This window comes from Rhizobium sp. CG4 (genome assembly GCF_023701965.1).
Lineage (GTDB): Bacteria > Pseudomonadota > Alphaproteobacteria > Rhizobiales > Rhizobiaceae > Agrobacterium.
The window spans coordinates 227,099-251,600 of the sequence record NZ_JABAEG010000008.1 but is presented as its reverse complement, the minus strand read 5'-3'; the positions used below and the strand labels follow the sequence as shown (position 1 = coordinate 251,600).

The 24,502-nt window shown below is 56.2% G+C and carries 22 protein-coding genes and 1 tRNA gene; 10 read left to right on the top strand and 13 right to left on the bottom strand.

Annotation, left to right across the window (positions count from 1 at the left end):
* Position 1 precedes the first annotated feature (1 nt).
* Positions 2-466 (bottom strand): GNAT family N-acetyltransferase, encoded by a 465-nt coding sequence (locus HGO37_RS21155; protein ID WP_250985069.1) that lies wholly within the window; start codon positions 464-466, stop codon positions 2-4.
* Positions 467-673: 207 nt separating this feature from the next.
* On the opposite strand from HGO37_RS21155, the gene HGO37_RS21150 reads away from it, so the two are divergent.
* Positions 674-749, top strand: a tRNA-Lys gene (locus HGO37_RS21150).
* 569 nt (positions 750-1,318) lie between these two features.
* Here the strand turns inward: HGO37_RS21150 and HGO37_RS21145 are convergent.
* Both HGO37_RS21145 and HGO37_RS21140 read right to left on the bottom strand, forming a co-directional pair.
* On the bottom strand, positions 1,319-2,011 hold the full coding sequence (locus HGO37_RS21145; protein ID WP_250985068.1) for a GntR family transcriptional regulator: 693 nt from the start codon (positions 2,009-2,011) through the stop codon (positions 1,319-1,321).
* Between the two features lie 157 nt (positions 2,012-2,168).
* Entirely contained in the window at positions 2,169-3,512 is a 1,344-nt protein-coding gene (locus HGO37_RS21140; RefSeq protein ID WP_250985067.1) for an MFS transporter, read from the bottom strand.
* A gap of 224 nt (positions 3,513-3,736) precedes the next feature.
* Here HGO37_RS21140 and HGO37_RS21135 point away from each other — a divergent pair, with 224 nt between their 5' ends.
* Both HGO37_RS21135 and HGO37_RS21130 read left to right on the top strand, forming a co-directional pair.
* The gene (locus HGO37_RS21135) at positions 3,737-4,822 is read left to right on the top strand and encodes a CapA family protein (protein ID WP_250985066.1); all 1,086 of its coding nucleotides are present in this window, start codon (positions 3,737-3,739) and stop codon (positions 4,820-4,822) included.
* Positions 4,823-4,922: 100 nt separating this feature from the next.
* Complete coding sequence (locus HGO37_RS21130) at positions 4,923-6,062, top strand: M20 aminoacylase family protein (RefSeq protein WP_250985065.1); 1,140 nt, start codon at positions 4,923-4,925, stop codon at positions 6,060-6,062.
* A 21-nt stretch (positions 6,063-6,083) separates the two neighbouring features.
* On the opposite strand, the gene HGO37_RS21125 is transcribed toward HGO37_RS21130, so the two are convergent.
* The gene (locus HGO37_RS21125) at positions 6,084-7,244 is read right to left on the bottom strand and encodes an AAA family ATPase (RefSeq protein ID WP_250985064.1); all 1,161 of its coding nucleotides are present in this window, start codon (positions 7,242-7,244) and stop codon (positions 6,084-6,086) included.
* Positions 7,245-7,487: 243 nt separating this feature from the next.
* Between HGO37_RS21125 and HGO37_RS21120 the strand changes: the two genes are divergently transcribed.
* Together HGO37_RS21120 and HGO37_RS21115 are read left to right on the top strand one after the other, a co-directional pair.
* On the top strand, positions 7,488-8,432 hold the full coding sequence (locus tag HGO37_RS21120) for a GntR family transcriptional regulator (protein ID WP_250985063.1): 945 nt from the start codon (positions 7,488-7,490) through the stop codon (positions 8,430-8,432).
* 6 nt (positions 8,433-8,438) lie between these two features.
* Complete coding sequence (locus tag HGO37_RS21115; protein WP_250985062.1) at positions 8,439-9,317, top strand: sucrase ferredoxin; 879 nt, start codon at positions 8,439-8,441, stop codon at positions 9,315-9,317.
* A gap of 32 nt (positions 9,318-9,349) precedes the next feature.
* Here the strand turns inward: HGO37_RS21115 and HGO37_RS21110 are convergent, their stop codons facing one another.
* Genes HGO37_RS21110 through HGO37_RS21070 form a run of 9 tightly spaced genes read right to left on the bottom strand, consistent with a single transcriptional unit; the run spans position 9,350 to position 19,175 of the window.
* Positions 9,350-10,183, bottom strand: a complete 834-nt coding sequence (locus HGO37_RS21110; protein WP_250985061.1) for an alpha/beta hydrolase family protein — start codon at positions 10,181-10,183, stop codon at positions 9,350-9,352.
* Between the two features lie 13 nt (positions 10,184-10,196).
* A complete protein-coding gene (locus HGO37_RS21105) occupies positions 10,197-11,090 on the bottom strand; it encodes an N-formylglutamate amidohydrolase (protein ID WP_250985060.1) in 894 nt (297 codons plus the stop codon).
* Entirely contained in the window at positions 11,087-11,785 is a 699-nt protein-coding gene (locus tag HGO37_RS21100; protein WP_250985059.1) for an RraA family protein, read from the bottom strand. The genes HGO37_RS21105 and HGO37_RS21100 overlap by 4 nt, the downstream gene beginning before the upstream one ends.
* A complete protein-coding gene (locus tag HGO37_RS21095) occupies positions 11,778-12,635 on the bottom strand; it encodes a creatininase family protein (RefSeq protein WP_250985058.1) in 858 nt (285 codons plus the stop codon). The genes HGO37_RS21100 and HGO37_RS21095 overlap by 8 nt, the downstream gene beginning before the upstream one ends.
* Complete coding sequence (locus HGO37_RS21090) at positions 12,628-14,184, bottom strand: serine hydrolase domain-containing protein (protein ID WP_250985057.1); 1,557 nt, start codon at positions 14,182-14,184, stop codon at positions 12,628-12,630. Before HGO37_RS21090 ends, HGO37_RS21095 begins: the two co-directional genes overlap by 8 nt.
* Positions 14,181-15,845, bottom strand: a complete 1,665-nt coding sequence (locus HGO37_RS21085) for an ABC transporter ATP-binding protein (RefSeq protein ID WP_250985056.1) — start codon at positions 15,843-15,845, stop codon at positions 14,181-14,183. The genes HGO37_RS21090 and HGO37_RS21085 overlap by 4 nt, the downstream gene beginning before the upstream one ends.
* 3 nt (positions 15,846-15,848) lie before the next feature.
* On the bottom strand, positions 15,849-16,664 hold the full coding sequence (locus HGO37_RS21080) for an ABC transporter permease (protein ID WP_060725923.1): 816 nt from the start codon (positions 16,662-16,664) through the stop codon (positions 15,849-15,851).
* Positions 16,661-17,605 carry an ABC transporter permease gene (locus HGO37_RS21075; protein WP_192488967.1) on the bottom strand — a complete coding sequence of 315 codons (945 nt, stop codon included), beginning with the start codon at positions 17,603-17,605 and terminating at the stop codon, positions 16,661-16,663. Before HGO37_RS21075 ends, HGO37_RS21080 begins: the two co-directional genes overlap by 4 nt.
* Before the next feature lie 22 nt (positions 17,606-17,627).
* A complete protein-coding gene (locus HGO37_RS21070) occupies positions 17,628-19,175 on the bottom strand; it encodes an ABC transporter substrate-binding protein (RefSeq protein ID WP_250985055.1) in 1,548 nt (515 codons plus the stop codon).
* Positions 19,176-19,314: 139 nt separating this feature from the next.
* Here HGO37_RS21070 and HGO37_RS21065 point away from each other — a divergent pair, with 139 nt between their 5' ends.
* The 5 genes from HGO37_RS21065 (at position 19,315) to HGO37_RS21045 (ending at position 24,422) form a co-directional block, all read left to right on the top strand.
* Positions 19,315-19,776 (top strand): Lrp/AsnC family transcriptional regulator, encoded by a 462-nt coding sequence (locus HGO37_RS21065; protein ID WP_250985054.1) that lies wholly within the window; start codon positions 19,315-19,317, stop codon positions 19,774-19,776.
* A gap of 126 nt (positions 19,777-19,902) precedes the next feature.
* Complete coding sequence (locus tag HGO37_RS21060; protein WP_250985128.1) at positions 19,903-21,411, top strand: NAD-dependent succinate-semialdehyde dehydrogenase; 1,509 nt, start codon at positions 19,903-19,905, stop codon at positions 21,409-21,411.
* Positions 21,408-22,781, top strand: coding sequence for an aspartate aminotransferase family protein (locus HGO37_RS21055; RefSeq protein WP_250985053.1), 1,374 nt, complete (start codon positions 21,408-21,410; stop codon positions 22,779-22,781). The genes HGO37_RS21060 and HGO37_RS21055 overlap by 4 nt, the downstream gene beginning before the upstream one ends.
* Before the next feature lie 41 nt (positions 22,782-22,822).
* A complete protein-coding gene (locus HGO37_RS21050; protein ID WP_250985052.1) occupies positions 22,823-23,575 on the top strand; it encodes an aldolase/citrate lyase family protein in 753 nt (250 codons plus the stop codon).
* A 16-nt stretch (positions 23,576-23,591) separates the two neighbouring features.
* Positions 23,592-24,422, top strand: coding sequence for a carbon-nitrogen hydrolase family protein (locus HGO37_RS21045; RefSeq protein ID WP_250985051.1), 831 nt, complete (start codon positions 23,592-23,594; stop codon positions 24,420-24,422).
* The last annotated feature ends 80 nt before the right edge of the window (positions 24,423-24,502 follow it).

Here is a 24,502-nt window from a genome sequence, read left to right as displayed (position 1 = left end):
TTTACGCACCGAGTTTCAATTTGTAGCCAAGGTGCGTGGTGACGAAGCCAAGCTTTTCATAAAACCGGTGTGCATCGGGGCGGTCCTTGTCGGTGGTTAGCTGCACGAAGGAGCATCCGCGTCGACGGCTCTCTTCGATTGCCCACTCAAACATCATCTGGCCAATACCAGCTCCCCGATGTCCCGCACTAGTGCGAACGCCCTCAATCTGACCGCGCCAAGCACCCATTCTTGCGATGCCAGGAATGAAGCTTAATTGCATCGTGCCGACCAGCTCACCGTTGAGCTCTGCGACAACCTGCATTTGGTTTGGATCGGCAATAATTGCCTGCAGCGCCGAAACGTAGCGCGGGTTTGGCGGCGTGCTGCTGTCTTCTCGGTCTTTTCCGAGGACATCGTCCGCCAGCATCGCGACGATGGCGGCTAGATCCTCGATTTTCGCGGCACGGAATTTCAACTCTGTCATCTACAAAACACCTTATACCACTGAGCACGGTGATTTCTCGCCCACTTCGAAAAATCAAACCATGACGTTTTCTAAGCCGCTTCTCCACCGAACGACAGCGACAGATTAAAGTCGCGGTGGATAGAATGCAAAAAGAGCAATGACCGCGATGGACAGAAACACAAATCAGGTTTAAAGCCCCCAGCAACAACGCTTAACGTTGTCGGCGGGTGATTAGCTCAGTTGGTAGAGCAGCTGACTCTTAATCAGCGGGTCGTAGGTTCGAGCCCTACATCACCCACCAAATCAGACAGATATTACGGCACACTCTCTTCGACTTACCCATACTCTCTCAACCTGCGCCCTTTCGCTCGGTACGATCATTGGCGTCTGGGAGATGGGATCGGGAATGACGCTGCAGGGCAGCTTGAAGCCAGTTTCGATTAATGGGACGTCGACAATGTGCTGCGGGTGACCGCTGGCAACAATCACTCCATTGGCCATGGCGACGAGGCAGGCATGATTGACATCATGCTGCACGGCGACGATCGTACGGCCTTGCGCAGCTGGTCGATAGCCGCATTTTGTACATCTTAGGCTAAGATATGCCTGGTGAGGTCAATTCGCTCAATCGCATTGTCCAACAGCCGCGTAAAACATCAATCGTCTGTGCCCAAGCCTGCAGGCAGAAACCCAATCCGACCGAAGGCGTTTACAGCGACAAAGCTTAAAAAAATTCCTGCCTTTGTATCGCTAATGTCCCGTCCGGATTGAAAACCGACCTAGTGGCAAGTTGATATCGTCAATGGTCTGGATAGCCAAACAGAGTCGTCTTGGCAGTTCGGAAAACGCAGCGTGAACATTGGGCTCAGATCAATCGAAGATATTGGTGCCTTCGAAATCTTTCTGCTGACGGATCATTCTTCCAATCACCCGGTCGCGCGATTGCTTGACATGGCGGATAATGGCTGTCCGAGCCCGTTTTCCATCATGAAGTGCCAGAGCTTCGATAATTTCATCGTGGTCATGTTCCAGTTCTTCGCCATCACCAATGTCGAGATCTGCGAAAAGCAATCTTTGCATCTCGTCGAACATCTGACTGATGGCACGACGCAACCGGCCATTGTCGGCAATCTCTGCAATCTTTTCGTGAAAGTCCTGATTGGCCTGCATGAACTGGCGATAACTGGCCTTGTCGCCCACCACAAGCTTGGCGCTGGACAGGCGCCGCATTTCAGAAATATGTTTGTCGGTCACGCGTGGAGCGGCGAGCTCCGCAGCAGCCCCTTCAATGATCAACCGCATCTGCATCAGCTCGTGAAAATCCTTCAGGCTGAGTTCGGTGACCGTGTATCCACGTCTTGCAATAACCTTGACCAGTCCGTCCTGGCGCAAGCGGGTCAATGCTTCGCGCAGCGGCGACGAACTTACCTTGTACTGCGCCATCAAGTCAGCTTCGTTGAAAACTACTCCCTGACGAATTTCACCCAGCGTAATAGCGGTACGAAGATCATTATAGACGCGGTCGCCCAGCGACTGTTTCGGTGGAGTGGTAGCGTCTGTCATGCAGGCTCCGCGTGAGGATTGGACGATGGCGGAAATCCGGCCATCGAATTGGCCCGCCATGTGTAAAAAGTACCCTGATATGTCTAAAGATATCAGGGTACTGGTGCAATGTCAGATATTGGTGCGAAAGCACCTCAAAGGCGATGAGACCTCTCGTTTACACTTCTGCGGGAACTGCCTTTGTTTCCGCGGTCATGAACCTATGAACAAGCAGAACAAGCAGCGCGGCAGCCAGCAAACCAAGACCACCAACTGTCAGAAGTCCGGCGGAAACACTGCCCGTCTCAGTTTTCAGAAGCCCCAGACCGTAAGGTGCCAGGAAGCCGCCGAGGTTGCCAAAGGAGTTGATAATCGCAATGCCAGCGGCAGCAGCCGTTCCCGCGAACAACTTGTTCGGCATCTGCCAGAACACCGGGATAGCACCATATGCACCGGCCAGCGCGAAAGCAAAAGCCGCAATGACAAGAGGCGCGTTGTCATAGATCGGAAAGGACAGGGCAATGAAGGCAAGCCCGCCGACAATGATCGAAGCGACGCACTGGCCAAGCGGCCGTTTGGTACGGTCGGCCATTACACCATTGAAAATCATGGCCGCTGAACCGCACAGGGATACGCCTGAAATGATCCAGCCGATCGTCGCAATGTTCTCAAAGCCAGACTCCCGCACGATTGTTGGACCCCAGAAGGCCGCAGTCGCATTCATCACGATGATGAGGAAATACACGAGTGTGAAAATCCAGAGGCGACGGTCACGAAGAACGAGCGACAATGAATGCTGGCGCTCACCCAGTGCGCTGCTGTCTCGGTCAAGATCAGACCGGAGTTCTGCGCGCTGTCTGACGGTAAGCCAATGGGCGTCCTCAACCTTGTCGGTGAGATATTTCAGAACGAACAGGCCGATCAGAATTGTCGGAAAACCTTCCAGCAAGAAAAGCCACTGCCAGCCGGACGTTCCCAGATAGCCATGCATTTGTGTCATGATCAATCCTGCGAGTGGCCCACCGATGACGCCCGACAATGCTACTGAAGACATGAAGATGCCAAATACCTTGGCGCGGCGATCTGTCGGGAACCAGAGTGTGAGATACATGATCACACCCGGGAAGAAGCCCGCTTCAAATGCACCCAGCAGGAAGCGCAGCGTATAAAAGACCGCAGGGGTGGTTGCGTGCGCCATCAACATGCAGATGATGCCCCAGCCGATGGCGATACGCGCAATCGTCTTTCGCGCTCCGATCTTTTGCAGCAACAGATTACTCGGCACTTCGAAGATCAGATAGCCGATGTAGAATATGCCAGCGCCAAGGCCATAAACGGCATCGCTGAACTGCAACTCCTCCATCATCTGCAGCTTTGCAAAACTCACATTCACACGGTCGATCCACGCCAGAACCCATAACACCATGAGAATGGGTATCAGTCGCCAGAAGACCTTCTTATAGATCGCGTCCAGATCGCCTGGTGCCGCGACCTTTCCACTTGTGTTCAAACCAACGCTCATTTTGGAGGTCCCCTCTTGTTATTTGAACGCTCAAACATCTCGCGGGCGCTATCAGCACTATCCGCGTCGATAATTAATGCATCATAAAAACATTACGAGTCAATTACCACGATATTAAATCGAACTTTTTTTGCAATTCGTCAAAATATGTCTTTACATCCTCAGATAAACGAGCCGATATCCTCATTAACTAAAAGCATCTAAAAAACATTATGGAGTTATCTGTGTCTTCAAAACTCGTTTTTTCGGCGGCCGGTGATATTGTCGTGCGCAATCGCCTCTATGCCGATGGCAACCCGGTAAGTGCCGGATATGAGAAAACGCTGCGCTATCTGCGTGAGGCAGATATCGTTTGGGCATCCTGCGAAGTTCAGTTTTCGGCGAAGGGATACCGGACGGATGCGCCCATTGCCTATTTGGTCGACCCAGCCGTCGCAGCAGACCTAGGCAAAGCCGGTTTTTCAATGATGACGGTCGCCACCAATCATACGCGAGACTTTGGCGCCGAAGCGTTCATGGACACCATTGCTCATTTAAATCAGGCAGGCATTGCCACTGTGGGCGGCGGTGAAGATCTTGCAGCAGCGCAGGCACCTCATATCGTGCAGATAGGCGAAACGAAGCTCGGTGTAATCGCCGTGTCATGCCTATTGCCACCTGACTATGCCGCGACCGAAGGCCGTCCCGGCATTTCACCCATCCGCATTGAACAATGGCCGGAAATCAATCCGGTATTGCTAGCGACAGAACCCGGCGCGCCAATAAAGATGCGCAGTCGCGCAGTCGCTGAGGATGTTGAAGGACTGGTTGCCCAAATAAAAAGCCTGCGGGCGGAGGTTGATGTTCTTGTCGCCAGCGTCCACTGGGGCTTTGGACGTGGAAACCCGAAAGCGGAATATCAGCAGCCACTCGGACATGCGATCATTGATGCTGGCGCAGATATGGTTCTCGGGAACCATCCACATAGCCCGGCTGGCCTTGAAACATACCAGGGCAAGCCAATTCTCTACAGTCTTGGCAACCACATCGCCCAGCAGGACTGGGACAACGCCACCCCTGTGCAGAAGGATATCTTTTCGCAGATCGATCCATGGTCGATGGTGTGTTCCATCGCGATCGACAACCACAAAATCCGCGAAATCGAATTCCGGGCAACCCATTGCGATAGCGATGGCATGCCTGTGCTCATTGACGACGCAGATATCGCAGGTCCGGTTTTGGCGGATTTCAAGCGACTTTCGGCCGCGATGCAGACAGAGACTGTAGTGGACGGTGTGCGGGCAGTCTGCCGTTTCACACCCGCGGGCTGAAATCACTTTAGCCAGACAAACCATCCAAGCGCTGCGGACTAAGTGAGCATAATTCTTTCTCCATAAAGCTCGCAGCGCGCACCTTTCAGGAAACTACACAATGGCTGATTTAATTGCCGAGATAGCACAATGGCGCCAGTCGCTGCATCGTGTTCCGGAACTGCTCTACGACCTGCCCATCACTTCAAATTTTGTTCTGGAGCGTTTGAAGGGCTTCGGAGTTGATACAATTTCTACCGGCATCGGCGGAAGCGGTATCGTCGCAACCATTCGCGGGAGTACTGGCGGTGGAAAATCCATTGCCCTAAGAGCCGACATGGATGCCCTGCCTATCTTGGAAGCGACCGGGCTGGATTATGCATCACACCATCATGGCCGGATGCATGCCTGTGGTCATGATGGCCACACCGCCATGTTACTCGGTGCGGCACGCCAACTCGCCGTCAAAAGAGATTTTGCCGGCACCGCCGTCTTGCTGTTTCAGCCAGCGGAAGAAGGCGGCGCTGGTGCAAAGGCCATGATCGACGATGGCGTCCTTGATCGATTTTATATTGATGAGGTCTACGGTCTTCACAACATGCCAGGGCTTGCTGCGGGCAGCTTCGGTCTGCACGACGGAGCAATCATGGCGTCCTCAGACATCTTTGCTCTTCGTCTGAAAGGCAAGGGTGGACACGCCGCAGCCCCTCATCTTGCGCAAGACATCGTCCTTGCCGGGGCGTCGCTTGTTCAGTCTCTGCAGCAGGTCGTTGCACGTAATGTTGACCCGATTGTTGCTGCTGTCCTTTCCGTCACCTGTTTTCAGGCGGGCTCGGCGGAAAATATTCTGCCCTCCGAGGCATTACTCAAAGGCACGGTGCGTGCCTTTGATGAGCAGACACGTGCGAAAATTCAATTACGCCTGTCTGAGGTCGCACAGGCAACAGCCAAGGCCCACAACATCGAGATCGACGTGGATTACATCCGCCAGTATCCCGCTACGGTGAACACACCGGACAATGTGGCTTTGGTTAGCTCCGTAGCAGAAGACCTCGTGGGAAAGCAGAATGTTGATCGTCGAACTCCGGCACAACTAGCGTCCGAGGACTTTGCATATTTTCTCCAGAAACGACCAGGCGCTTTCTTCTTCCTGGGGAACGGCAACAGTGCGCCGCTTCACAGCCCTGACTACGACTTCAACGACCAGATCATCGCAATCGGCGTCGAATTCTGGTGCCGGCTCATACGAGCCGCGACGTAAGACCAACTTGGCTGGTCATCCTCACCGCGCGGGCCAGTTCCAGCCAGGCGCCTCAATGTCTCCAGCCACGGTTTCACCCAGCACCTTGCTGAGCATCACCATCATGGCCTTTCCCTCTGCCTCCAAAGCCGAGACCAATTCATCCGCATGGGAAACGACAATAAGCTGTGAGCGCTCGCAAGCCCGCATGATCAGGCGCGATAGCGGCGCAAGCAGACTTGGATGCAGGCTTGTCTCAGGTTCGTTCAGCACCATGAGCGATGGTGGGCGGGGTGTCATAAGTGCTGCGACCAAAAGCAGATAACGAAGCGTGCCATCGGACAGTTCGGCAGTTGAAAGCGGTCGCAGCAACCCCTTCTGCAACATCAGTAGCTCGAAGCGGCCACGGTCCTGCGTAATTTCGACGGTGCTTCCCGGAAAAGCATCATCGATAGCGGCGTGGAACCCCGCAGCGTCACCAATTTCCAAAATGGTAGCAACTGCGGCGGCAAGATCCGCTCCATCCGACGACAACACCGGCGTGCGGGTTCCCACCTGCATTTGCCGGACTGGTGCGTGAGGATCGGTACGGAAATGATCGTAAAAGCGCCAGCCGTTCATGCGCGCACGAAGATAAAGCAGTTCAGGCAGGTTTTTCGGATCTGCCGATTGCGTCATCATGCTTTCAAAAGATGGCAGATCACGGATCAGCACCTGACGCTGCCCACTTGCTGAAAGCACAGTAACAGCTGGGCCTGCACGCTCTGCGAATGCATTGCGTCGGCTCAAGACCTCGCCCGCCCAGACTGCCTCCGCCTTGATGACAGGATCGAGCGAAAAATAGCTCGGCGGCGGTGGCGGCACCGGCAAGCCAAGATCAATGGCATACCCGTACTCTTCAGAGGCAAACCCCAGTTTCAAGGCAACCGGATTTTTGCGGACAGTTCCCTGCAAGGCTACGCTGCCATCCTTCATGCCACGCGAAAAGGCTTCCGGCCCGGCCCAGATTGTCGACTGCAATCCACCTTCGGCCGCCAGCGAAGCAATGGCCCGGCCTTGCGCAACATCGGCAAGAAGCCGAAGCGCCCGATAAAAGCTCGATTTGCCTGAGCCGTTCGCGCCGGTCACGACGGTCAGCCTGTCTAACGGCAAAACCAGATTTCGAAGAGAACGATACCCTGATATGGCGATGGTCAAAATCATAGACGGAAAGCTCTCACAAATTGTAAGGGCAAGGCAAGAGCTGGCTCACTTCGAAACTGAACAGCGTCAGTCGTCGCATACCGTCATCGGCAGAAAAGAATGTGCAGCACACCGGCTCGGTCAGACCGACAACTCACACGAGAAATCAAAAAAATCCTCAGGCATAAATCATCTTTTAAAGCCTGAGGATTTTTGTATTATGTGTGTTTATAAATCATTTTTACTTTAAGGGATTCGTCGTTCGTGAGTGCAGTTGGGTATACGCCGGAACAGTTCACCCTTGAGACAGGTGAGTTAAGCTCCCTGCAAATCGAGGTGGCCCGCAAACTGATGCCTATTATTCGTGGTGGACGCTGGGCGGCAGGTGAAAAGATTTCCGATGCGGTGCTTGCGCGTGAGTTTGGCATTTCCCGCACCCCGGTCCGGCAAGTCCTGCAGTTTCTGACTGAAAAGGGCATGTTGGCACAGATCGACAACAGAGGTTTTGCACTGGTGCGTGCGCCAGCCGAAAACGACAGGCTGGACGAATTGGTGCCGCCATCAGGAGTGGATACACTTTACCGGCAAATCATGCATGCGAGAGCAAACGGATTGATCGGCAGCGAAGCCTCCGAGACGGAACTGCTGGAACATTTCGGCACGTCGCGTGGTGTCGTGCGTCGCACGCTGATGCGCCTGTCTGCCGAAGGACTGGCCGAGCGACGAGACGGACACGGCTGGCGTTTTGCCGAGTGCCTCGACAACCGGCAGGCAGTCAATGAAAGCTATGCTTTCCGCGCTATCATCGAGTGCGGCGCCGTCATGGAGGATACATTCAGGGTCGACATGGACATTCTGTTGGCGCTTGAAAGTGAACAGACGGCACTGCTCAACGCCCCCTTGGCATCCATCGAAGGATCCGCGTGGTTTGAGGCAAATGCCCGTTTCCACGAAACTGTGGTTTCCTGGGCAAACAACCGCTTTCTTGAGCAGGCAATCCGCCGCCAGAACAGCCTGCGGCGCATGACCGAATATGCCGAGTTTGCCGAGTTGAGCGAGGCTGGCGTGCGCAAGGCAGCGCGTGATCACCTGGCAATCCTCGAAGCCATCAAAAGCGATGACCGAAAGCTGGCCTCAGCCATCCTTTTCCGGCACCTCAGCCGTTCGTCCGCAAGTGGCGAGGCCCACCCCGCCCGGCTGGGCGATTGATCGCAGATGGCATCACGCATCTTTTGCCGTGACCTGTGTGCTGAGCGCGGCGAACCGGCATCGGGGCTTGGCCCATCATCAAAAAGCTATGTGCTGCTTCACTGGCCGCGCGGTGATTGGCGTGTGCCACGCATCAAGTCGCACGGCATGTCCGAGGGGCTTGGGCAAGCGATTTTGGCCGCAAACGCCGCAGGCATTCATGTCGCGCTGGTGGATGGCGACGACATCGGCTTCACGCATCAAGATACTGTCAGGGACCATGTAACGCCTGAGGAAGCCGAACAGCTGTTGATGCATATTGCCGGTGGAGGCGTGCTTGAGGGCATACACGACCCACGCTTGACCATCGTATGCTGCACCGATGCAAAGCAGGACCCTTGCTGCGCCCGTTACGGCTTTGCGACATGGAAGGCTCTGCGGCAGGAAGCCGATCCAAATCGTTTTCGTATTCTGCAATCCACCCATCTCGGTGGATGCCGATTTGCCGCCTCGCTTGTCGTTTTACCACAAAGGGCCCGCTACAGCCGACTGGAACCGTTGCAGGTTGGAGATTTTCTCGACTGCCTGGAACAGGGCATTCCCTACCTGCCCGCCTATCGCGGCAACCCCTCCTACGATGCGCCTGCACAGACGGCAGAAATCGCGCTGCTGGAATGGGCAGGACAGCGCGGCATAACGGGGGCGGTGACACTTCACAAGACTGAGAGCGACATCTCCAACCCCGACCAAGTTCATTTCCACGCGACGATTGGCACGCAACACGCCACTGTAACCGTTGACAGACCCGAGTTTGCGGTCAACACACGCTGCGTCACGATTGGTGAACCTGCGGGCACAAAAAATGTGGCGCGATGGGTCGCCACATCTGTTCTGGCCGAAAACTGAACACCGCAGTTTTCGGCCAAACCGATATTTCCTCAGCCTTCGAGAACTGCCGAGAAGAATGCCTTGACGGGCGGCTGAATGCCGGTGCCATCATGGCTGATGCCAGCAACCGTATCGAAACGCGGTTCGACACCAACCGCCTTCAGACCCTTTTCCAAGGTGCGCAAGCGCTCAACGCGGGTTTCACCGCTATCATTGATGCCCTCCATCCAGAAGGGTGATTTTGGCCCGACGGTGACATCCCAGATTTCGATATCCGCGTCACCGATCACCAGCTGCACGGCCACCTGACGCATTGCATCGATATCAATGGGCTGGCCAAATATCTCTTCCATGCCGTTTAAACCGACCCACCACTTGGCACGATCATCGGGAAGCGTGACGGTACCGGGTGCACCCACCGAAACGGCCCGAAGCCTGCGCGGGTGAAGGTAGAGAAAACGATGGGCAAATTGCGCGCCGCCAGAAAATCCGTGCATCAGCACCTTGTCTTTTTCGACACGGTAACGTGTCGCCAGTTCATCGATCATATCCAGCAGAACAAGATCATAACGAATGCCGTGATAGATCATGTGTTTGTAATTATGCAGATCATCAGGATCATCGATGCCAGCCGGGAAAAGCGGGGCCAGCAAAACGCATTGATGTTGTTCGGCAAAATCGATGAATTCGTCCCGCAGGATATCAGCATCCCGCAGGCTGCCATGAACGAGAACGGCAAGCGGATGCACGGTTTCACCGGTCGGGTCATAGCCTTCTGGAATATAGCAGCACCACGAAAAGCGCTGATCCATACGCGACGCAAAGATCGGTGTGCGGCCACGGCGATAGAAATTAAGTGGCGCAACGTGTTGCGGGACAGACATGAGACAATTTCCCTTACAGTTTTTTCGGTGGTTGCTGGCTGGCGTAATCGGCCAGCACGCGGTTCATACGGGCAAGAATGCCCTTTAATGCCTCGTAACCGTCGTTACGTTCGCGCGTTGTCTCATCCATGTAGAGCTTGCGGTTGATCTCGAACTGCACACTGTGACGTTCAAGTGCGGGGTTTGAATAGGCCGCGACCAGTTCCGCGCCACGAAAAGGTTTATTGAGCGCAACGACCAACCCCTCCGCTTCAAGAGTTTCGGTGATCAACGCTATAAATTCACTGGAGGCCGACCCGCCATGCAGATCGCCAAGGCAGATATCTGCCCGCACCGTTCCCGCAGGATCAGACGAAATCGCATGACCAACGGCGGTCATGGAATGGCAGTTGATGTGATAAACGCGGCCAAACCGGCTGTAGACCGCATTCAGCAGGCCAGCCAGATGCTCATGATAGGGCTGCCAGTAGGTGGCGATCCGCGCCTCAGCTTCCGCCACACTCATGGGTGCCGCATACATTGGCTCATCGCCCCAGGCGTAACGCCACATCAAGCCCATGCCACGTTTTGCGGTTGCGCTTTCACGCACGGGATGAGGCCAATCGCCGTCCACTAACTGGGCGTCCATGTCGAGCAAGGACCGGTTCACATCGAGAAAACTGCGGGGAAAATGCGCACTCAGCAACGGTGCACCGACATCACATGCCGACAAAAACAGATCATCGACATGGGTGTCTGCGGCCACTCTCACACGCTCTGCGGAAACAGCAGGGTTGAACCCCTTGGGCATGTCTAGACCGCTATGGGGGCTGTCAAACACCATAGGGACCAAAGGCGTGCGGGGTGCAATCACCGAAAGCACGCCATCCAGCGTCACATCTTTCAACTGGCCATAGAGCGGGGTCATTTCTGTGTTCCTTCCGTTGCGCCCGGGTTGAGGCGCGCATTCACCTTGTCTACCGCGCGGGTGATGTCACCGAGCTTTTCGCCATCAAGCAGCCGCTGCATGGTGCGGGCGACACGTGTTTCACGGGCAATGCAGATCTCAGCTATGTATGCGGCCTCATCTGCTGGCAGCACCACCACGCCGGAAGCATCCGCCAATACGATATCGCCCGGCAAAACCGGCACACCACCACAAGCGATCGGACGATTGAATGTGCCGCCGAGATCAAGCTGGCGTGTTGTCACAGACGAAACACCGCGGCACCATACAGGTAGTCCTTCGGCGATGATTTCCGCCACATCGGTGCACGGGCCGTCAATGATCACACCGGCAACGCCCGCCATACGCGCAGCCCGTGCCACCGCACCGCCCAGGCAGGCATGGCGACTGTCGCCCAGCCTATCAATTACCAGCATGTCGCAGGGGCGCACCTGACTCAGCGCATAATGCAAAAGGGTCGAGCACATGGCCGGAATGGCGAGCGTGACGGCAACACCGGCACGGGCCTGTTGTTGCGGCAGGATCGCCTGAATGGAACCGCTCATGAAACCGGTATGACGCAGATGCCCGACACTGGCCGTTTCAATTTGCTGCAACGCGTCGATAATCTCCTTCGGAGGCGTAAGTGGCATTGCACCGATGCGTAATTCAGTCATGGCGTTCTCCTTGCGACAGGCCTGCGGCAGATGCCTCAAAAGGCTGTACAGCATTTCGTGGATCGAAACCGGCCAGATGACGCATCAGCCGTGCGGTATGGCCGACAATATGGTCACAGATCACCTGGCCTTTTTCAGCACTTGCCAATGAGGCCCGACCACCGAGCATGCCGGCCGGATCAACCTCAGTGCAATCCAGCGGTATCTGGACCGGAATTCCTTCAAAATGAGTGGCCGAGACACCACCTACAGGCAGACCAAACACACTGCCACGCGGCGCGGGATCGCGCATCGCTTCGGTTCGAACCAGTTCGGGAAAAAGGTGCATATAAACCGAGGTCATCGGCTCACCGCCGTGGCCACGCACACGTGTAACATCATCGCCGTAAAGCGACTTCCACAGGCTATCCGGCAGGCTCTGCCAGATATTCAGTGCTGGTATCAGCACGCCTTTCTCACGGCGCAACTTGCGGCAAACCTGATCGATCAGCGGCGCATTGGTTGTGTGGCCGTTGAAAATCAGCAGCTGTTCATGGCCGTGATCAAGGAAGGAGGTCAGGATATCCTCGAGCACTGCAGTGAACGTCGCGGCACGTAACTGAATTCCACCGGCAATGGCGCGGAAAAATTCAGCATGGCCAAATGGTAGTACAGGTGCTGTCAGTCCGTCGCCCGCCCGGGCGCTCATTTCCGCCAGCCTTTCAGTCAGCATGAAATCACCCATCGGCGCATGCGGGCCCTGCTCTTCTTGCGACGCAAGCGGAATGAGAATGACTGCGGGACGCTTCATACGCTGCGCAAATGTCTCGTGTGTCATGCGGGAAATCGCAACCTGTTGATCGTCAACCATGCTGTTTCTCCCTTGCATGCTGCTCCAGCAATCGCCCCTTGATGTCAGGCAATTCGAGCTCGGATGAGTTGACATTCACCCGCCGCGAAAGTGTCATCGAATTGTCTGCAAAGCGTAAGCGGACAGTATCGCGGAACGCCGTTTCAACGAATATCCAGTCCATTTCCAGCACCGCGCTGGCACCGTCATTTTCAAGAAGACGGGCAGAGGCCAAGACCCTCAATCCGCCAGCAGGCTGGTAGGAATGGTGCAGCCTTGCGCCGGGTATTGTGGTGACGGTTTCAACGTAAAAACCACATCCTGCCCGCACGAGATATTCACCTTCGGCGTCGCGAAGAATGACACTCAGTTCGTTATTGTCGGGCGCAAGAGCGATGCTTTTGATACCTTGATCGTTGGGCTCGACCATCCATATGCCGCATGGCACTTTGTCTGACGAAAACCGGTTTTCAGCAAAATTTTCAAGCCGCAATCCAGCCAAACGCGCTTCCAGTTTCTCGGCACTCTCAAGGGTGCCGCCGCCTTTCCCGAGTGCAGGACGCAGCACGTCATAGATAAGCTGATGGACACGGCGATCACTGTCTTCCAGCCCGCCGGTAAACGCCACGACGGCATTTTCATCCGGCAGCACGATACAATATTGGCCAAAAAGGCCATTGGCGGAAAAGCTGTTATGTGGCCCACGCCACCATTGATAACCGTAGCCTTCACGCCGGCTAACCTTTTGACCGTCACCAACTTCGTCCGGCCCGAGATAATGGTCACCGGTAAACACACCGAGCACCACGTCGCGGATCTGCATGCCGGTTGCCGCTTGAACCCATGGGCGCGGCAGAAGCTGTCGGCCCTGCCATTCGCCACCCTGCAAATGCAATATACCCAGCTTCAGCATGTCCTCACTGGTGCAGCTGAGACCATTACCGCCGGTGTTGACGCCGTCAGTGCCGGTGTCCCACGTCATGTTGGCGGACATTCCCATCGGCAGGAATATCCGCTCTGAGAGGTAATCCGCGATCATGCGTCCTGTGACCTGCTGTACGATGGCAGACAGCATGTAGCTTGCGGCACTGTCATAGACGAACACGTCTCCAGGATTGTGGGGGCTGGGCTGGCGCAAGAAATCGTCCACCCAGCTTGAAAGCACTCGCCGCCAAGAGCCACCGGAAATGCCGCGCCCATGACCGCTGGTCATCGTCAGTAGATGCCGTACCTTCATGGCCCTTAGGTTATCGTCGACCGGTCCAGCATAGTCAGGGAAAAATTGCAGAACCGCATCATCGACCGATAGCAGACCATCCGCGACCGCCAGACCAACAGCCATGGAGGTAAAACTTTTGGTCACGGAATGCATCATATGCGGGCGGACAAGTGAGTAAGGTGCCCAGTAAGCGCTGGTGATCAGAGCACCATCCTGCCAGACGAGAAGGCTATGCAACTCGAGATCGTGACGTTTGATCTCATCCAGCATGGTAAGGATTATCGCTGGATCCGTGCCACGCGCAGCAGGTGTTGCCCGTGGCAGATCCTTGGTTATTGCTGTCATTTTCATTGCAATGCGTCCACCTGCTGTTTTTCCGATTCAGCGAAACGCCAATTCAACGAAACGCCGGTTTCGGTGCGGGTCAGGGTTGGAATGGCGGACAGCAAGGCCCGCGTATATTCCGATCGCGGAGCATCAAAAATGTCGTCGCGGTTGCCTTGCTCGACGATGGCGCCATCACGCATCACCACCACCCGGTCTGCGAGCTGTTCGACCACACCGAGGTCATGGCTGATAAACAGGCACGAAAAACCATATCGTTTTTGCAGATCAGCCAGCAGTTCCAGCACTCTGGCACGCACAGTAACGTCAAGCGCCGACACCGCCTCATCAGCGATCACGAACTGCGGTCGCCCGACAATGGCACGCGCAATTGCCACGCGCTGACGCTGGCCGCCGGAAAGCTCGTGCGGGAACCGGTCAAGATAACGCCCGTCCAGCCCCACCTCTTCCAGAATGGCGCGAGTTCGTTGCTGCTTTTCTTCCCGCGTCGACGTGGTCTCGTGACGCAAGGCTTCCGCCACGATATCGCGTATTTTCATGCGCGGATCGAGAGAACCAAACGGGTCCTGAAAGATCATCTGGCAGTTGAGGCGGTAGTTGCGCCATGCCGGTGAATCCGGCTTTACCTCTTCCCCGTCAAAGAAAATACGGCCGGCAGACGCAGGAACCAGCCCGGCAATACAACGGCCAAGCGTGGTCTTGCCGGAACCGGAGGCGCCGACCAGCGCCACGATTTCACCCGGACGCACGGCAAGGTCGACGCCATGCAAAGCTTTCTTGGTCGTCTGCGGTGCCAGAAACCCTGCCCGGGCGCTGTATGTCACCTCGATGCCCCGCACTTCCATGACCGGTTTCGATTGCGGATCGATGTCTCTCAGCGGTCCACGCATCGGCATGCATTGCAGCAACTCGCGTGTGTAATCGTGGCGCGGGTTAGAGATGATGTCGGTTACCGGACCCTGCTCGACAATCTCGCCTTGTCGCATCACGATCACACGGTCGCAATAACGCGCCACCATGGGCAAGTCATGGCTGATCATCAACAGTGCCGTGTTTTCACTGCGCACCATCTCCAACATCAGTTCCAGCACTTCGCGCTGCACCAGCGCATCAAGCGCCGTAGTCGGCTCGTCGGCTATCAGCAGGGATGGTCGCAGCAGCATGGCAGATGCCAGCATCATGCGTTGGCGCATGCCGCCGGAAAAATGGTGCGGAAAGGCCAACAAGGCACCTTCTGGATCATGAATGCCAACCCGCCGCAAAATCTCGAGAATTTTGGCGCGCCGCGCCGCAGCATCCAGCCGCGTATGCAGTTTCAGTGGCTCTTCCAGTTGCTTGCCGATGGTCATCGACGGATTGAGTGAGGTCATCGGCTCCTGAAACACCATGCCCAGCCGGGAGCCGCGCAATGCGCGGATGTCCTTACCTTTCATTGATGGTACCGAGCGACCTTCGAAACGGATATCTCCACCGGAAATGGCGATAGCTGGTGGTTGGAGACCCATGAGGCTGCGTGCCACCATGGTTTTTCCCGAACCGCTTTCGCCGACAATACCGACGATTTCACCCGCACCAACGCTGAACGAAACATCGCGGACGATGCGGTGATCATCGATTCCATTCACGGAAAGGCTAAGATTTTCGACCTGAATAAGAGGCTGTTTCATTGCTTACAATCCTCGCATGCGGGGGTCGAAACGGTCGCGGATCGCATCACCGAACAGATTTATGCCAAGCAGCGACAGCGAAATGCAGAGACCAGGGAAGATGCCGAGCCATACAGCTTCTGCGATATGGGGACGGCCACTGGCCAGCATGTTGCCCCAGGTCGGCGCTGGCGGCGGCACACCAAGACCAAGGAAGCTGAGTGCACTCTCAGTCAGCAGGACCGATCCGAACATGGAGGTTGCCAGCACGATCACCGGACCAAGGCAGTTCGGCACGATGTGGCGGAACATGGTATAGGCGGCCGAATTGCCCATGATGCGGGACGCTTCGATAAATTCCCGCTCACGCAGCGACAGCACCGAGCCACGCACAACGCGAACCATGGACGGCGTATAGGCAATGCCGAGCGCCAGGATGATGCCGTACATATTGGCGCCGGTAATCGACAGCAGCGCCAGCGCCAGCAACATGCTGGGAAACGCCAGCAGCGCATCGTTGAATGCCATGATGACGCGGTCCGTCCAGCCACGGGCATAACCCGCCAGAACACCAAACGACACGCCGGCCAGAACTGCAATACACACCGTCACAAGGCTGATCGACACACTGGTACCTGCCGCCGTCATCAGTCGGGACAGCACGTCACGACCGAATTCATCGGTCCCAAGCCAGTGGGTAGCATCCGGCGCCTGCAACTTGGAGCGCAGATCGATGCGCATCGGATCGAAAGGTGTCCAGATGCGTCCGGCAAGCGCCGCCCCGAAAAAACAGGCGAGAAGGGCGCCGCCGAGGATACGGTTTCGTTGATGGCGTTTCATTCTGCAGTCACTCTCGGATCGAACAGGGGATAGAGCAGGTCAACCAGCAAATTGACGAGCAGGTAGGTGACAGCCACAAACAGCAGGCATCCCTGCACCACAGCGTAATCACGAGCGTAGATGGAATCGACAATCAGTCGGCCGAGGCCCGGAATGGTGAACACGGTTTCCACCACCGCAACACCGCCAAGAAGGTTGCCGAGAATAAGACCGATCAGCGTCCAGGTCGGGCCAAAAGCATTGCGTGCCGCGTGGCGCAGAAGCACCGCCGCCTCACCCAACCCCTTGGCGCGGGCATGGGTAATGTAATCCAGCCGCAGGACATCAAGCGTCGAGGCACGGGCCATACGAACGATAATGCCTACTTCATGGAGCACCAGCGTTGCCACTGGCATGATCAGGTAGATCAATCCGGCAATCGGGTCGTCAGTGACCGAGACATAACCCAGCACCGGTAACCAGCCGAGTTTGAGGCCGAAGCCGAGCAGGATCATCAATCCCAACCAGAAGGTCGGGACTGAAAGCAGCAAAGTGGACATGGCAACAATAGCAAGATCAAGTCCGCCATTCTGTTTCCATGCCGCTGCCATGCCGAGTGGCACGGCAATGAGTACGGAAAGACCAACTGCAATCAGCACCATCCACGCACTGGTCGAAAAACGCTGCAACACAAGATCAAGCACCGGTTGGCCATTCAGCACAGAGTGGCCGAGGTCACCTTGCACGACATTGCCGAGCCAGATGACAAATTGCAGCGGCACGGGTTTATCCAGTCCCATCGTCTTGCGGGCGGCGGCCAGCGCATCCGCATCGGCGAGATCGCCGAGCATCAGGCTGGCCGGGTCGCCGGGTATCAGGCGGATGAGGCCAAACACCGCCACAGAAACGATGAACAGGGTGGGGACTGCCGACAATAATCGGCTCAGGGCAAATTTCAGCATGGTCAGTATCCGCCAGTCATTCTCACTGGGTTTTCTCGACACCCCAGAAGCGGGCGAAGCCCTGCCAGGTGCGATATCCCTTCACCTTCGGGCCGGACACGCCGACATCGAGGCCGTTGGCCAGCATCACCAGCGGTGCCTGCTCCAGAAAACGGGCATGCAGGTCATCAAAGATTGCCTGACGTTTTGCCTGATCGGTTTCCTGCAGCGCCTGATTGACGAGTGTGCTGACATCAGCATCATCCCAGACAGCATTGGCTTTTTTGGCTTTCGAACCGACAACGGTCTGATAGGCGAGCGCCGGATCGGTGCGGTTGGAATAATTGAATGCCATGATCTGGTATTTGCCGCTGTTGAAGCGGTCGAGTTGGCTTGCCCATTCAAGAACTTCGATTTCCGCATTGATACCGGCAGACTGCAACATGGCCTGCGCGATGATTGCGGTATCGTAGTTGATGGCCGAGCGACGGTTGGTGAGAATATTGATCTTCTCGCCCTTGTAGCCTGCCTTGTCGAGCAAGGCCTTCACCGCAGTTGGGTCATAGGTGTACCCATTATCCTGTGCCGCCGTATGATAAAGCGAGCCGGATGCAACGAGCGAATTGTTGGGAACGCCCAGCCCGTAGGTTACTGAATCAACGATCTGCGGTGTATCCAGCGCGGCAATGACAGCCTGACGCATTTCAACCTTGGACATCAACGGATCGGCGGTCTGGAACAGCATGGTCACTAGGCCACCGTGAGGAGCCGCAACAATGTTGAAGTCCTTTTCGTCCTTCAACTTTGCGGCCTCGCCCGGTGGCAGGTAGGGCAGCACATCAAGAGCGCCACTTTTGAGACCGGCCACCGCCGTTGCGGTGTCTGGCACCACAACATACTTCACCTCATCCACAAGGACTTCCTTGCGTCCGCCGTAACCATCGGGCTGCTCTCCTGAAATGGAGTAGTCAGCGAACTTCTTCAGTGTCAGCCCCTGCCCGCGCTTCCATTCGCCGAATTCAAATGGGCCGGTGGCGATTGGCGCCTTCCATTTACCGTCATCTCCGAATGACGCACGGTGGACGATACCTGTAGAACCACACTGCGCCTGCGCCATATAGTTCAGGAACATCGCATCAGGACGATCGAGCGTTACGACAACCGTGTTGTCCTTCGCTTCGATTGTTTCCACCTTGGCGTCACGGCTGCCGTCAAAGAATGTCTTGCAACTGAATTCCGGATCACGAATGAGCTTTTCAAGGCTCCACTGCACATCGGCAGCGGTCATCGTCTCACCATTGTGAAATTTCACGCCGTCACGCAGCGTAAATGTATAGGTTTTGCCATCGTCGGATACGGTCCATTCCTTGGCCAGCATCGGGTGAATTTCGCCCTTATCACCTGCCGCAACCAGTCCTTCAACCACGTTGAGCATGACGGAATCCGTACCAGCATCGCGGTTTATACCCGGTTGGGAGCTTCTAATATCAGCGGTAATCTGAACGTTCAGCGTGTTGGCTACAGCAAGTGCGGGGATAGCTAGGGCCACAGATGCAAATAGTGCACGCAAGGCCGGTTTCGACAGTGACATAAGTTCGCCCTCTTGTTTTATGTTGATGCAAAAAACATTTCATATGTAAAAATCATAGTCAAGCATGTTTCGATGTGCATTATGAAAACATGTTCGAACCACCCAAATTACGCCATTCCGCAACTGTCGCGGCGGCCCCATGGAGGAAAAACTGAAACTGGATGCAATAGACCTGCGCATTATCGAGGCCATGAAGCGCAATGGGCGCATGACCAAACAGGCGCTGGCAGAGGCCGTTGGCCTGTCGGCCACCCCTGCCTGGGCGCGATTGAAACGGCTTGAGGCACAAGGCGTGATCACCGGTTATCACGCCCGCATATCGAGGGCGGAACAACCACTGCCCGTTCGGGTGCTGATGGAAGTAACACTGGCCAGCCATCGCCATGCGGATTTCAAACGCTTCGAGAGCGCTGTCAGTGACATAGCAGAAATTGTGTCCTGCTGGTCAGTCGGCGGTGGCGTCGATTATTTCCTGACCGTGGAAACCACTGATATCGACAGTTATCAACGCCTCGTCGACCGAATGCTGGCCATGGAAATCGGTATTCAGCGCTACTTTACCTATATCGTGACCCGGGCTGTGAAAGACCGGATGGACTAAATTCAATCCAGGATCAGACCGGACGGGCTGCGCAGCAGCTCTCTTTGGCCCGATCATGTCGCCGTGTTCTGCAATACTCGCTGTATTCAATAACAGCCAAGGACAGAACACATGAGCGAGGCCCGGATGAGCCGCCACGAAAGGCGGCATGCCGCACTCGACAGCCTGAATGATCCGGGCCTGCTGCGCGAGCTTTCCTACTCCGGCGGGCGCTGGATCGCTGGCTCCGCCGATTTTGCAGTCAATGACCCGGCAAGCGGTCTGCCGGTGGCACGGGTCACTGCCGTCGGTGTGGACGACGTTCGCGAGACCGTCGCGGCAGCCGCGGCTGCATTTCCCGTCTGGCAGGCATTGTTGCCGGAACAGCGTGGTACCCTATTGCGTCGCTGGGCAGAGCTTATCCGCGAACACCGCGAGGATCTGGCGCGGATCATGGTGCTTGAACAGGGCAAGCCGTTCAATGAAGCACTAGGAGAACAGGATTACGCCGCCTCGTTCCCGGAATGGTATGCAGAAGAGGGCAAACGCCTCAACACCGAGAGCGTAACGTCGCATCTTCCTGGCGCGGAGATGATTGTCCGCAGGGAAGCGATTGGCGTTGCCGCATTGGTGACGCCGTGGAACTTTCCGTCCGCGATGCTGACACGCAAGGCAGCTGCCGCACTGGCAGCGGGCTGCACGGTCGTCGCCCATCCCTCTGGAGAAACACCGCTTTCTGCGTTGGCCTTGGTGGAACTCGCTGAGCGCGCCGGCGTTCCCTCGGGTGTCTTGAATGTACTGACCGGCGATTCCAAAGAAATCGTCGGAGCACTGTGCGATGACAATCGTGTCGGCGCACTGAGTTTTACGGGATCAACCACGGTCGGAAAACTGATTGCCGCACGGTGTGTACCCTCGATGAAGCGGTTGGTCATGGAACTGGGTGGCCATGCACCTCTGATTGTTTTTGAAGATGCAGACGTATCGCGTGCAGTCGACATCGCCATGGACGCAAAATTTGCGACCTCCGGCCAAGATTGCCTCGCGGCAAACCGCATCTTCGTGCATCGCTCGATCTACGAACAGTTTCTGACGCAATTCACCAAACGTATTGCCGCCCTTCGCGTAGGCAACGGACTGGATCAGGCAACGGAGATCGGTCCGCTCATGCATCAGCGGGCAATAGACAGCGTCGAAAACCAGGTAAATGACGCAATTGCTCACGGTGCACGCTGCCTGACTGGCGGAAAACGTCACCCGGCCGGATCACTGTTCTACACCCCTACTTTGCTTGCCGACGTGCCGGATGACGCACTTATCATGCAGCAGGAGACATTCGGCCCTGTGGCCGCAGTCAACGCATTCGACAGCGAAGAGGAGGTCATCAGACGCGCCAATAATACCGATTATGGCCTTGTTGCTTATGTGCTGACGGAAAACGGCGCACGCCAGTGGCGCATGGGACGCGCCCTGCAATTTGGCATGGTTGCCATCAACCGCGTCAAAATCACCGGCGGCCCGGTGCCATTCGGCGGCTGGAAACAGTCCGGGCTGGGGCGTGAGGGCTCACGCCACGGCATCGAGGCATTCACCGAACTCAAATATCTGTGCATCGACACCCCCGCTGACCGCGGGATGGAAAGGAACTACGCATGAACGACCATCGCAACGATCTTAACGCCTGGGACCGCAATCACTTTTTTCACCCCTCGACGGCCATGGGCGCCCATGCACGCGGTGAAAGCCCCATTCGCACCATCGCCAGCGGCGAAGGCGTCTACATTACCGACACCAATGGTCGCCGCAGCCTTGACGCCTTCGGCGGTCTCTACTGCGTGAATGTCGGTTACGGCCGCCAGAAAATTGCCGACGCCATTGCCGAACAGGCGCGGTCACTGGCTTACTATCACGCCTATGTCGGTCATGGCACCGAAGCGTCAGTAACACTGGCGCGGATGATCATTGAACGGGCACCGCGCAATATGAGCCGTGTCTATTTCGGCCTTTCCGGGTCCGATGCCAACGAGACCAACATCAAGTTGATCTGGTATTACAATAACGTACTCGGTCGTCCGGAAAAGAAGAAGATCATTTCGCGTTGGCGCGGTTACCACGGTTCTGGCATCATGACCGGCAGCCTGACTGGCCTTGAAGCGTTCCAGAAGGCTTTCGACCTGCCTCGCGCGCCGATCCTGCATACCGAAGCACCCTATTTCTTCCGCCGCGAAGACCGCAGCATGGATGAGGCCCAGTTTTCGGCACACTGCGCAAACAAGCTGGAAGAGCTTATTCTAGCCGAAGGCCCGGATACGATTGCCGCATTCGTGGGAGAGCCAATTCTCGGCACCGGCGGCATCGTGCCACCGCCACAGGGTTACTGGCAGGCCATTCAGGCCGTTTTGCGCAAATACGATATCTTGTTGGTTGCCGATGAAGTCATCACCGGCTTTGGGCGATTGGGCAGCATGTTCGGCTCAGATCATTACGGCATGGAACCGGACCTGATCACCATCGCAAAGGGACTGACCTCTGCCTATGCACCGCTTTCCGGCAGCATCGTCAGCGAAAAAATGTGGGATGTTCTGGTTCAGGGTTCTGATCAGCTCGGGCCGATCGGCCATGGCTGGACCTACTCTGCCCACCCTATCTGCGCCGCAGCTGGTGTCGCCAATCTAGAGCTGATCGACGAATTGGGTCTGCTAGAGAACGCACGCGTTACCGGCGCATGGTTCCGCGATGCACTAGCACAGGCCGTTGGCGGCCACGCCAATGTCGGTGATGTGCGTGGTGACGGCCTGATGGCCGCCGTGGAACTGGTGGAAGATCGCGATGATCGCCGTTTCTTTGATCCATCAAAGAAAGTGGGCGCCTCCATCGTGGCGGCCATGCTGGAGCGAGGCATCATTGCGCGCGCCATGCCGCAGGGCGACATCATCGGCTTTGCGCCGCCGCTGTGCCTGACACGTGAAGAGGCAGAAGAGATTGTTTCGGTCACCGCCGACGCCGTCAGACAGGTGCTGGGATAAATGCGCCAGCCAATCCATTTCCAGATCAGGGATACCGTCGCATGACAAAAAATTCCGGACATAAATCAGCCGTCTGGCTCTCCGGGCCGAACATCGCAGCTGCAGAAATTGCTGCCTCCATCGGCTACACCGCCGTCGTGCTCGATATCGAGCACGGCAGTTTTGACCTCGACACACTTGAACGGTTCATTCCGGTTCTCAAGGGTTTGGGACTGGAGGTCCTGGCCAAGGTATTGGCGCCTGAGCGTGGTCCCATCCAGCAGGCGCTGGATTTCGGCGCAGATGCCGTGGTCATTCCCCACATTCTTGATGCTGCCCATGCAGAGAAAACATGTGCCTTTGCAAAGTTCCCGCCGCATGGCGAGCGCAGCTTTGCCGGAGGTCGAACCGTGGCCTATGGCAGTCCCGATGACCAATGGTTCATCGATCAGGATCGCAAGACCAGGTGTTACCCAATGATCGAACACGCCAGCGCATTGAGAGATATCGAACACATCCTGTCACTCGACACAGTGGACGGCGTTTTTATTGGTCCGAGCGATCTCTCCCTGCGGCGCGGCCGCGGATCCTACAAACGCAGCGAGGCCGATTGTGCCGATCTGAAAGCGATTGCCGATGCAGCTAAGGCCGCTGGCAAACACTGGCTGCTACCAGCCTGGAGTGTCTCCGAAAAGCAATTCGCCCTAGAAAATAATGCCCACACACTTGTGTTGACTATGGAGCATGGTGCCATCGCACTTGGTTTTCGTGACGCCTGGAACACCACCGCGCAACTTCTCTCGCCAGCGCACTGACAAAGGAAATAGCGACATGAAAATCTCACTGATCCAGATGAATTCGCAAAACGACAAGGCGGCGAACCTGCAAACCGCGGCGAAGCTTATTGAGACCGCCATCCGCGATGAAAAACCTCAACTCGTCGTCTTGCCGGAATATTTTGCATTTTTGGATGATGACAGAAACGCCATGCACGCCAGTGCTGAAATATTTCCCGGTGGCGAGACTTGGTCCTTTCTCTCAGAAACCGCAGCGCGACATGGCGTAACCTTGCATGCGGGATCGATCGTCGAAAAGGAAGGAGAGGACTTCTACAATACGTCACTGGTGTTCGGACCGGACGGACAACAGATAGCACGATACCGCAAGATCCATCTTTTTGATGTCGAAACGCCTGAAGGCATTGTCTACCGCGAGTCTGACTCCATCCGTCGCGGTGAGGATGTCGTGACCTACAAGGTCGGAGATATCACCGTTGGCTGCGGCATTTGCTACGATATCCGTTTTCCCGAGCTGTTTCAGCGGTTGCGTGACCTTGGCTCCGAAATCATTGTCCTGCCTGCCGCATTTACGCTCTCGACCGGCAAGGACCACTGGGAAATTCTGGCACGAGCGCGCGCCATTGAAACGCAGACATATTTTGTGGCTGTTGGACAAACCGGCACTCATGCCGGTGGTAGGAAGGCATGTTACGGCCGCTCGATGGTGGTCAATCCTTGGGGTCACATGATTGCGCAGAGCCCGGATTTGGTAACCGCCATTACGGCGCGGATTGACCTACCATACATAAAGTCCGTCCGGCAAAACCTGCCAGTTGCCAACCATTGCGTGATGCGTTCAAGACCGGGCGCGACCCAGGCCTAAAGGCTGGTTTCGCGACGCGTAAACAAACGGCGTTCCGCTCTCGCGGGCGGAGCGTCATTTTTGATATCTGCAATAAAGCA

Excerpts from the sequence above, each read along its gene's own strand:
- HGO37_RS21100 (WP_250985059.1), bottom strand. The coding sequence starts at position 11,785 with ATGACTGAATTACGCATCGGTGCAATGCCACTTACGCCTCCGAAGGAG.
- HGO37_RS21155 (WP_250985069.1), bottom strand. The coding sequence starts at position 466 with ATGACAGAGTTGAAATTCCGTGCCGCGAAAATCGAGGATCTAGCCGCC.
- HGO37_RS21045 (WP_250985051.1), top strand. The coding sequence starts at position 23,592 with ATGAAAATCTCACTGATCCAGATGAATTCGCAAAACGACAAGGCGGCG.
- HGO37_RS21075 (WP_192488967.1), bottom strand. The coding sequence starts at position 17,605 with ATGCTGAAATTTGCCCTGAGCCGATTATTGTCGGCAGTCCCCACCCTG.
- HGO37_RS21110 (WP_250985061.1), bottom strand. The coding sequence starts at position 10,183 with ATGTCTGTCCCGCAACACGTTGCGCCACTTAATTTCTATCGCCGTGGC.
- HGO37_RS21050 (WP_250985052.1), top strand. The coding sequence starts at position 22,823 with ATGACAAAAAATTCCGGACATAAATCAGCCGTCTGGCTCTCCGGGCCG.
- HGO37_RS21125 (WP_250985064.1), bottom strand. The coding sequence starts at position 7,244 with ATGATTTTGACCATCGCCATATCAGGGTATCGTTCTCTTCGAAATCTG.
- HGO37_RS21105 (WP_250985060.1), bottom strand. The coding sequence starts at position 11,090 with ATGACCCCGCTCTATGGCCAGTTGAAAGATGTGACGCTGGATGGCGTG.
- HGO37_RS21140 (WP_250985067.1), bottom strand. The coding sequence starts at position 3,512 with ATGAGCGTTGGTTTGAACACAAGTGGAAAGGTCGCGGCACCAGGCGAT.
- HGO37_RS21055 (WP_250985053.1), top strand. The coding sequence starts at position 21,408 with ATGAACGACCATCGCAACGATCTTAACGCCTGGGACCGCAATCACTTT.
- HGO37_RS21085 (WP_250985056.1), bottom strand. The coding sequence starts at position 15,845 with ATGAAACAGCCTCTTATTCAGGTCGAAAATCTTAGCCTTTCCGTGAAT.
- HGO37_RS21145 (WP_250985068.1), bottom strand. The coding sequence starts at position 2,011 with ATGACAGACGCTACCACTCCACCGAAACAGTCGCTGGGCGACCGCGTC.
- HGO37_RS21060 (WP_250985128.1), top strand. The coding sequence starts at position 19,903 with ATGAGCCGCCACGAAAGGCGGCATGCCGCACTCGACAGCCTGAATGAT.
- HGO37_RS21065 (WP_250985054.1), top strand. The coding sequence starts at position 19,315 with ATGGAGGAAAAACTGAAACTGGATGCAATAGACCTGCGCATTATCGAG.
- HGO37_RS21115 (WP_250985062.1), top strand. The coding sequence starts at position 8,439 with ATGGCATCACGCATCTTTTGCCGTGACCTGTGTGCTGAGCGCGGCGAA.
- HGO37_RS21130 (WP_250985065.1), top strand. The coding sequence starts at position 4,923 with ATGGCTGATTTAATTGCCGAGATAGCACAATGGCGCCAGTCGCTGCAT.
- HGO37_RS21070 (WP_250985055.1), bottom strand. The coding sequence starts at position 19,175 with ATGTCACTGTCGAAACCGGCCTTGCGTGCACTATTTGCATCTGTGGCC.
- HGO37_RS21090 (WP_250985057.1), bottom strand. The coding sequence starts at position 14,184 with ATGAAAATGACAGCAATAACCAAGGATCTGCCACGGGCAACACCTGCT.
- HGO37_RS21095 (WP_250985058.1), bottom strand. The coding sequence starts at position 12,635 with ATGGTTGACGATCAACAGGTTGCGATTTCCCGCATGACACACGAGACA.
- HGO37_RS21080 (WP_060725923.1), bottom strand. The coding sequence starts at position 16,664 with ATGAAACGCCATCAACGAAACCGTATCCTCGGCGGCGCCCTTCTCGCC.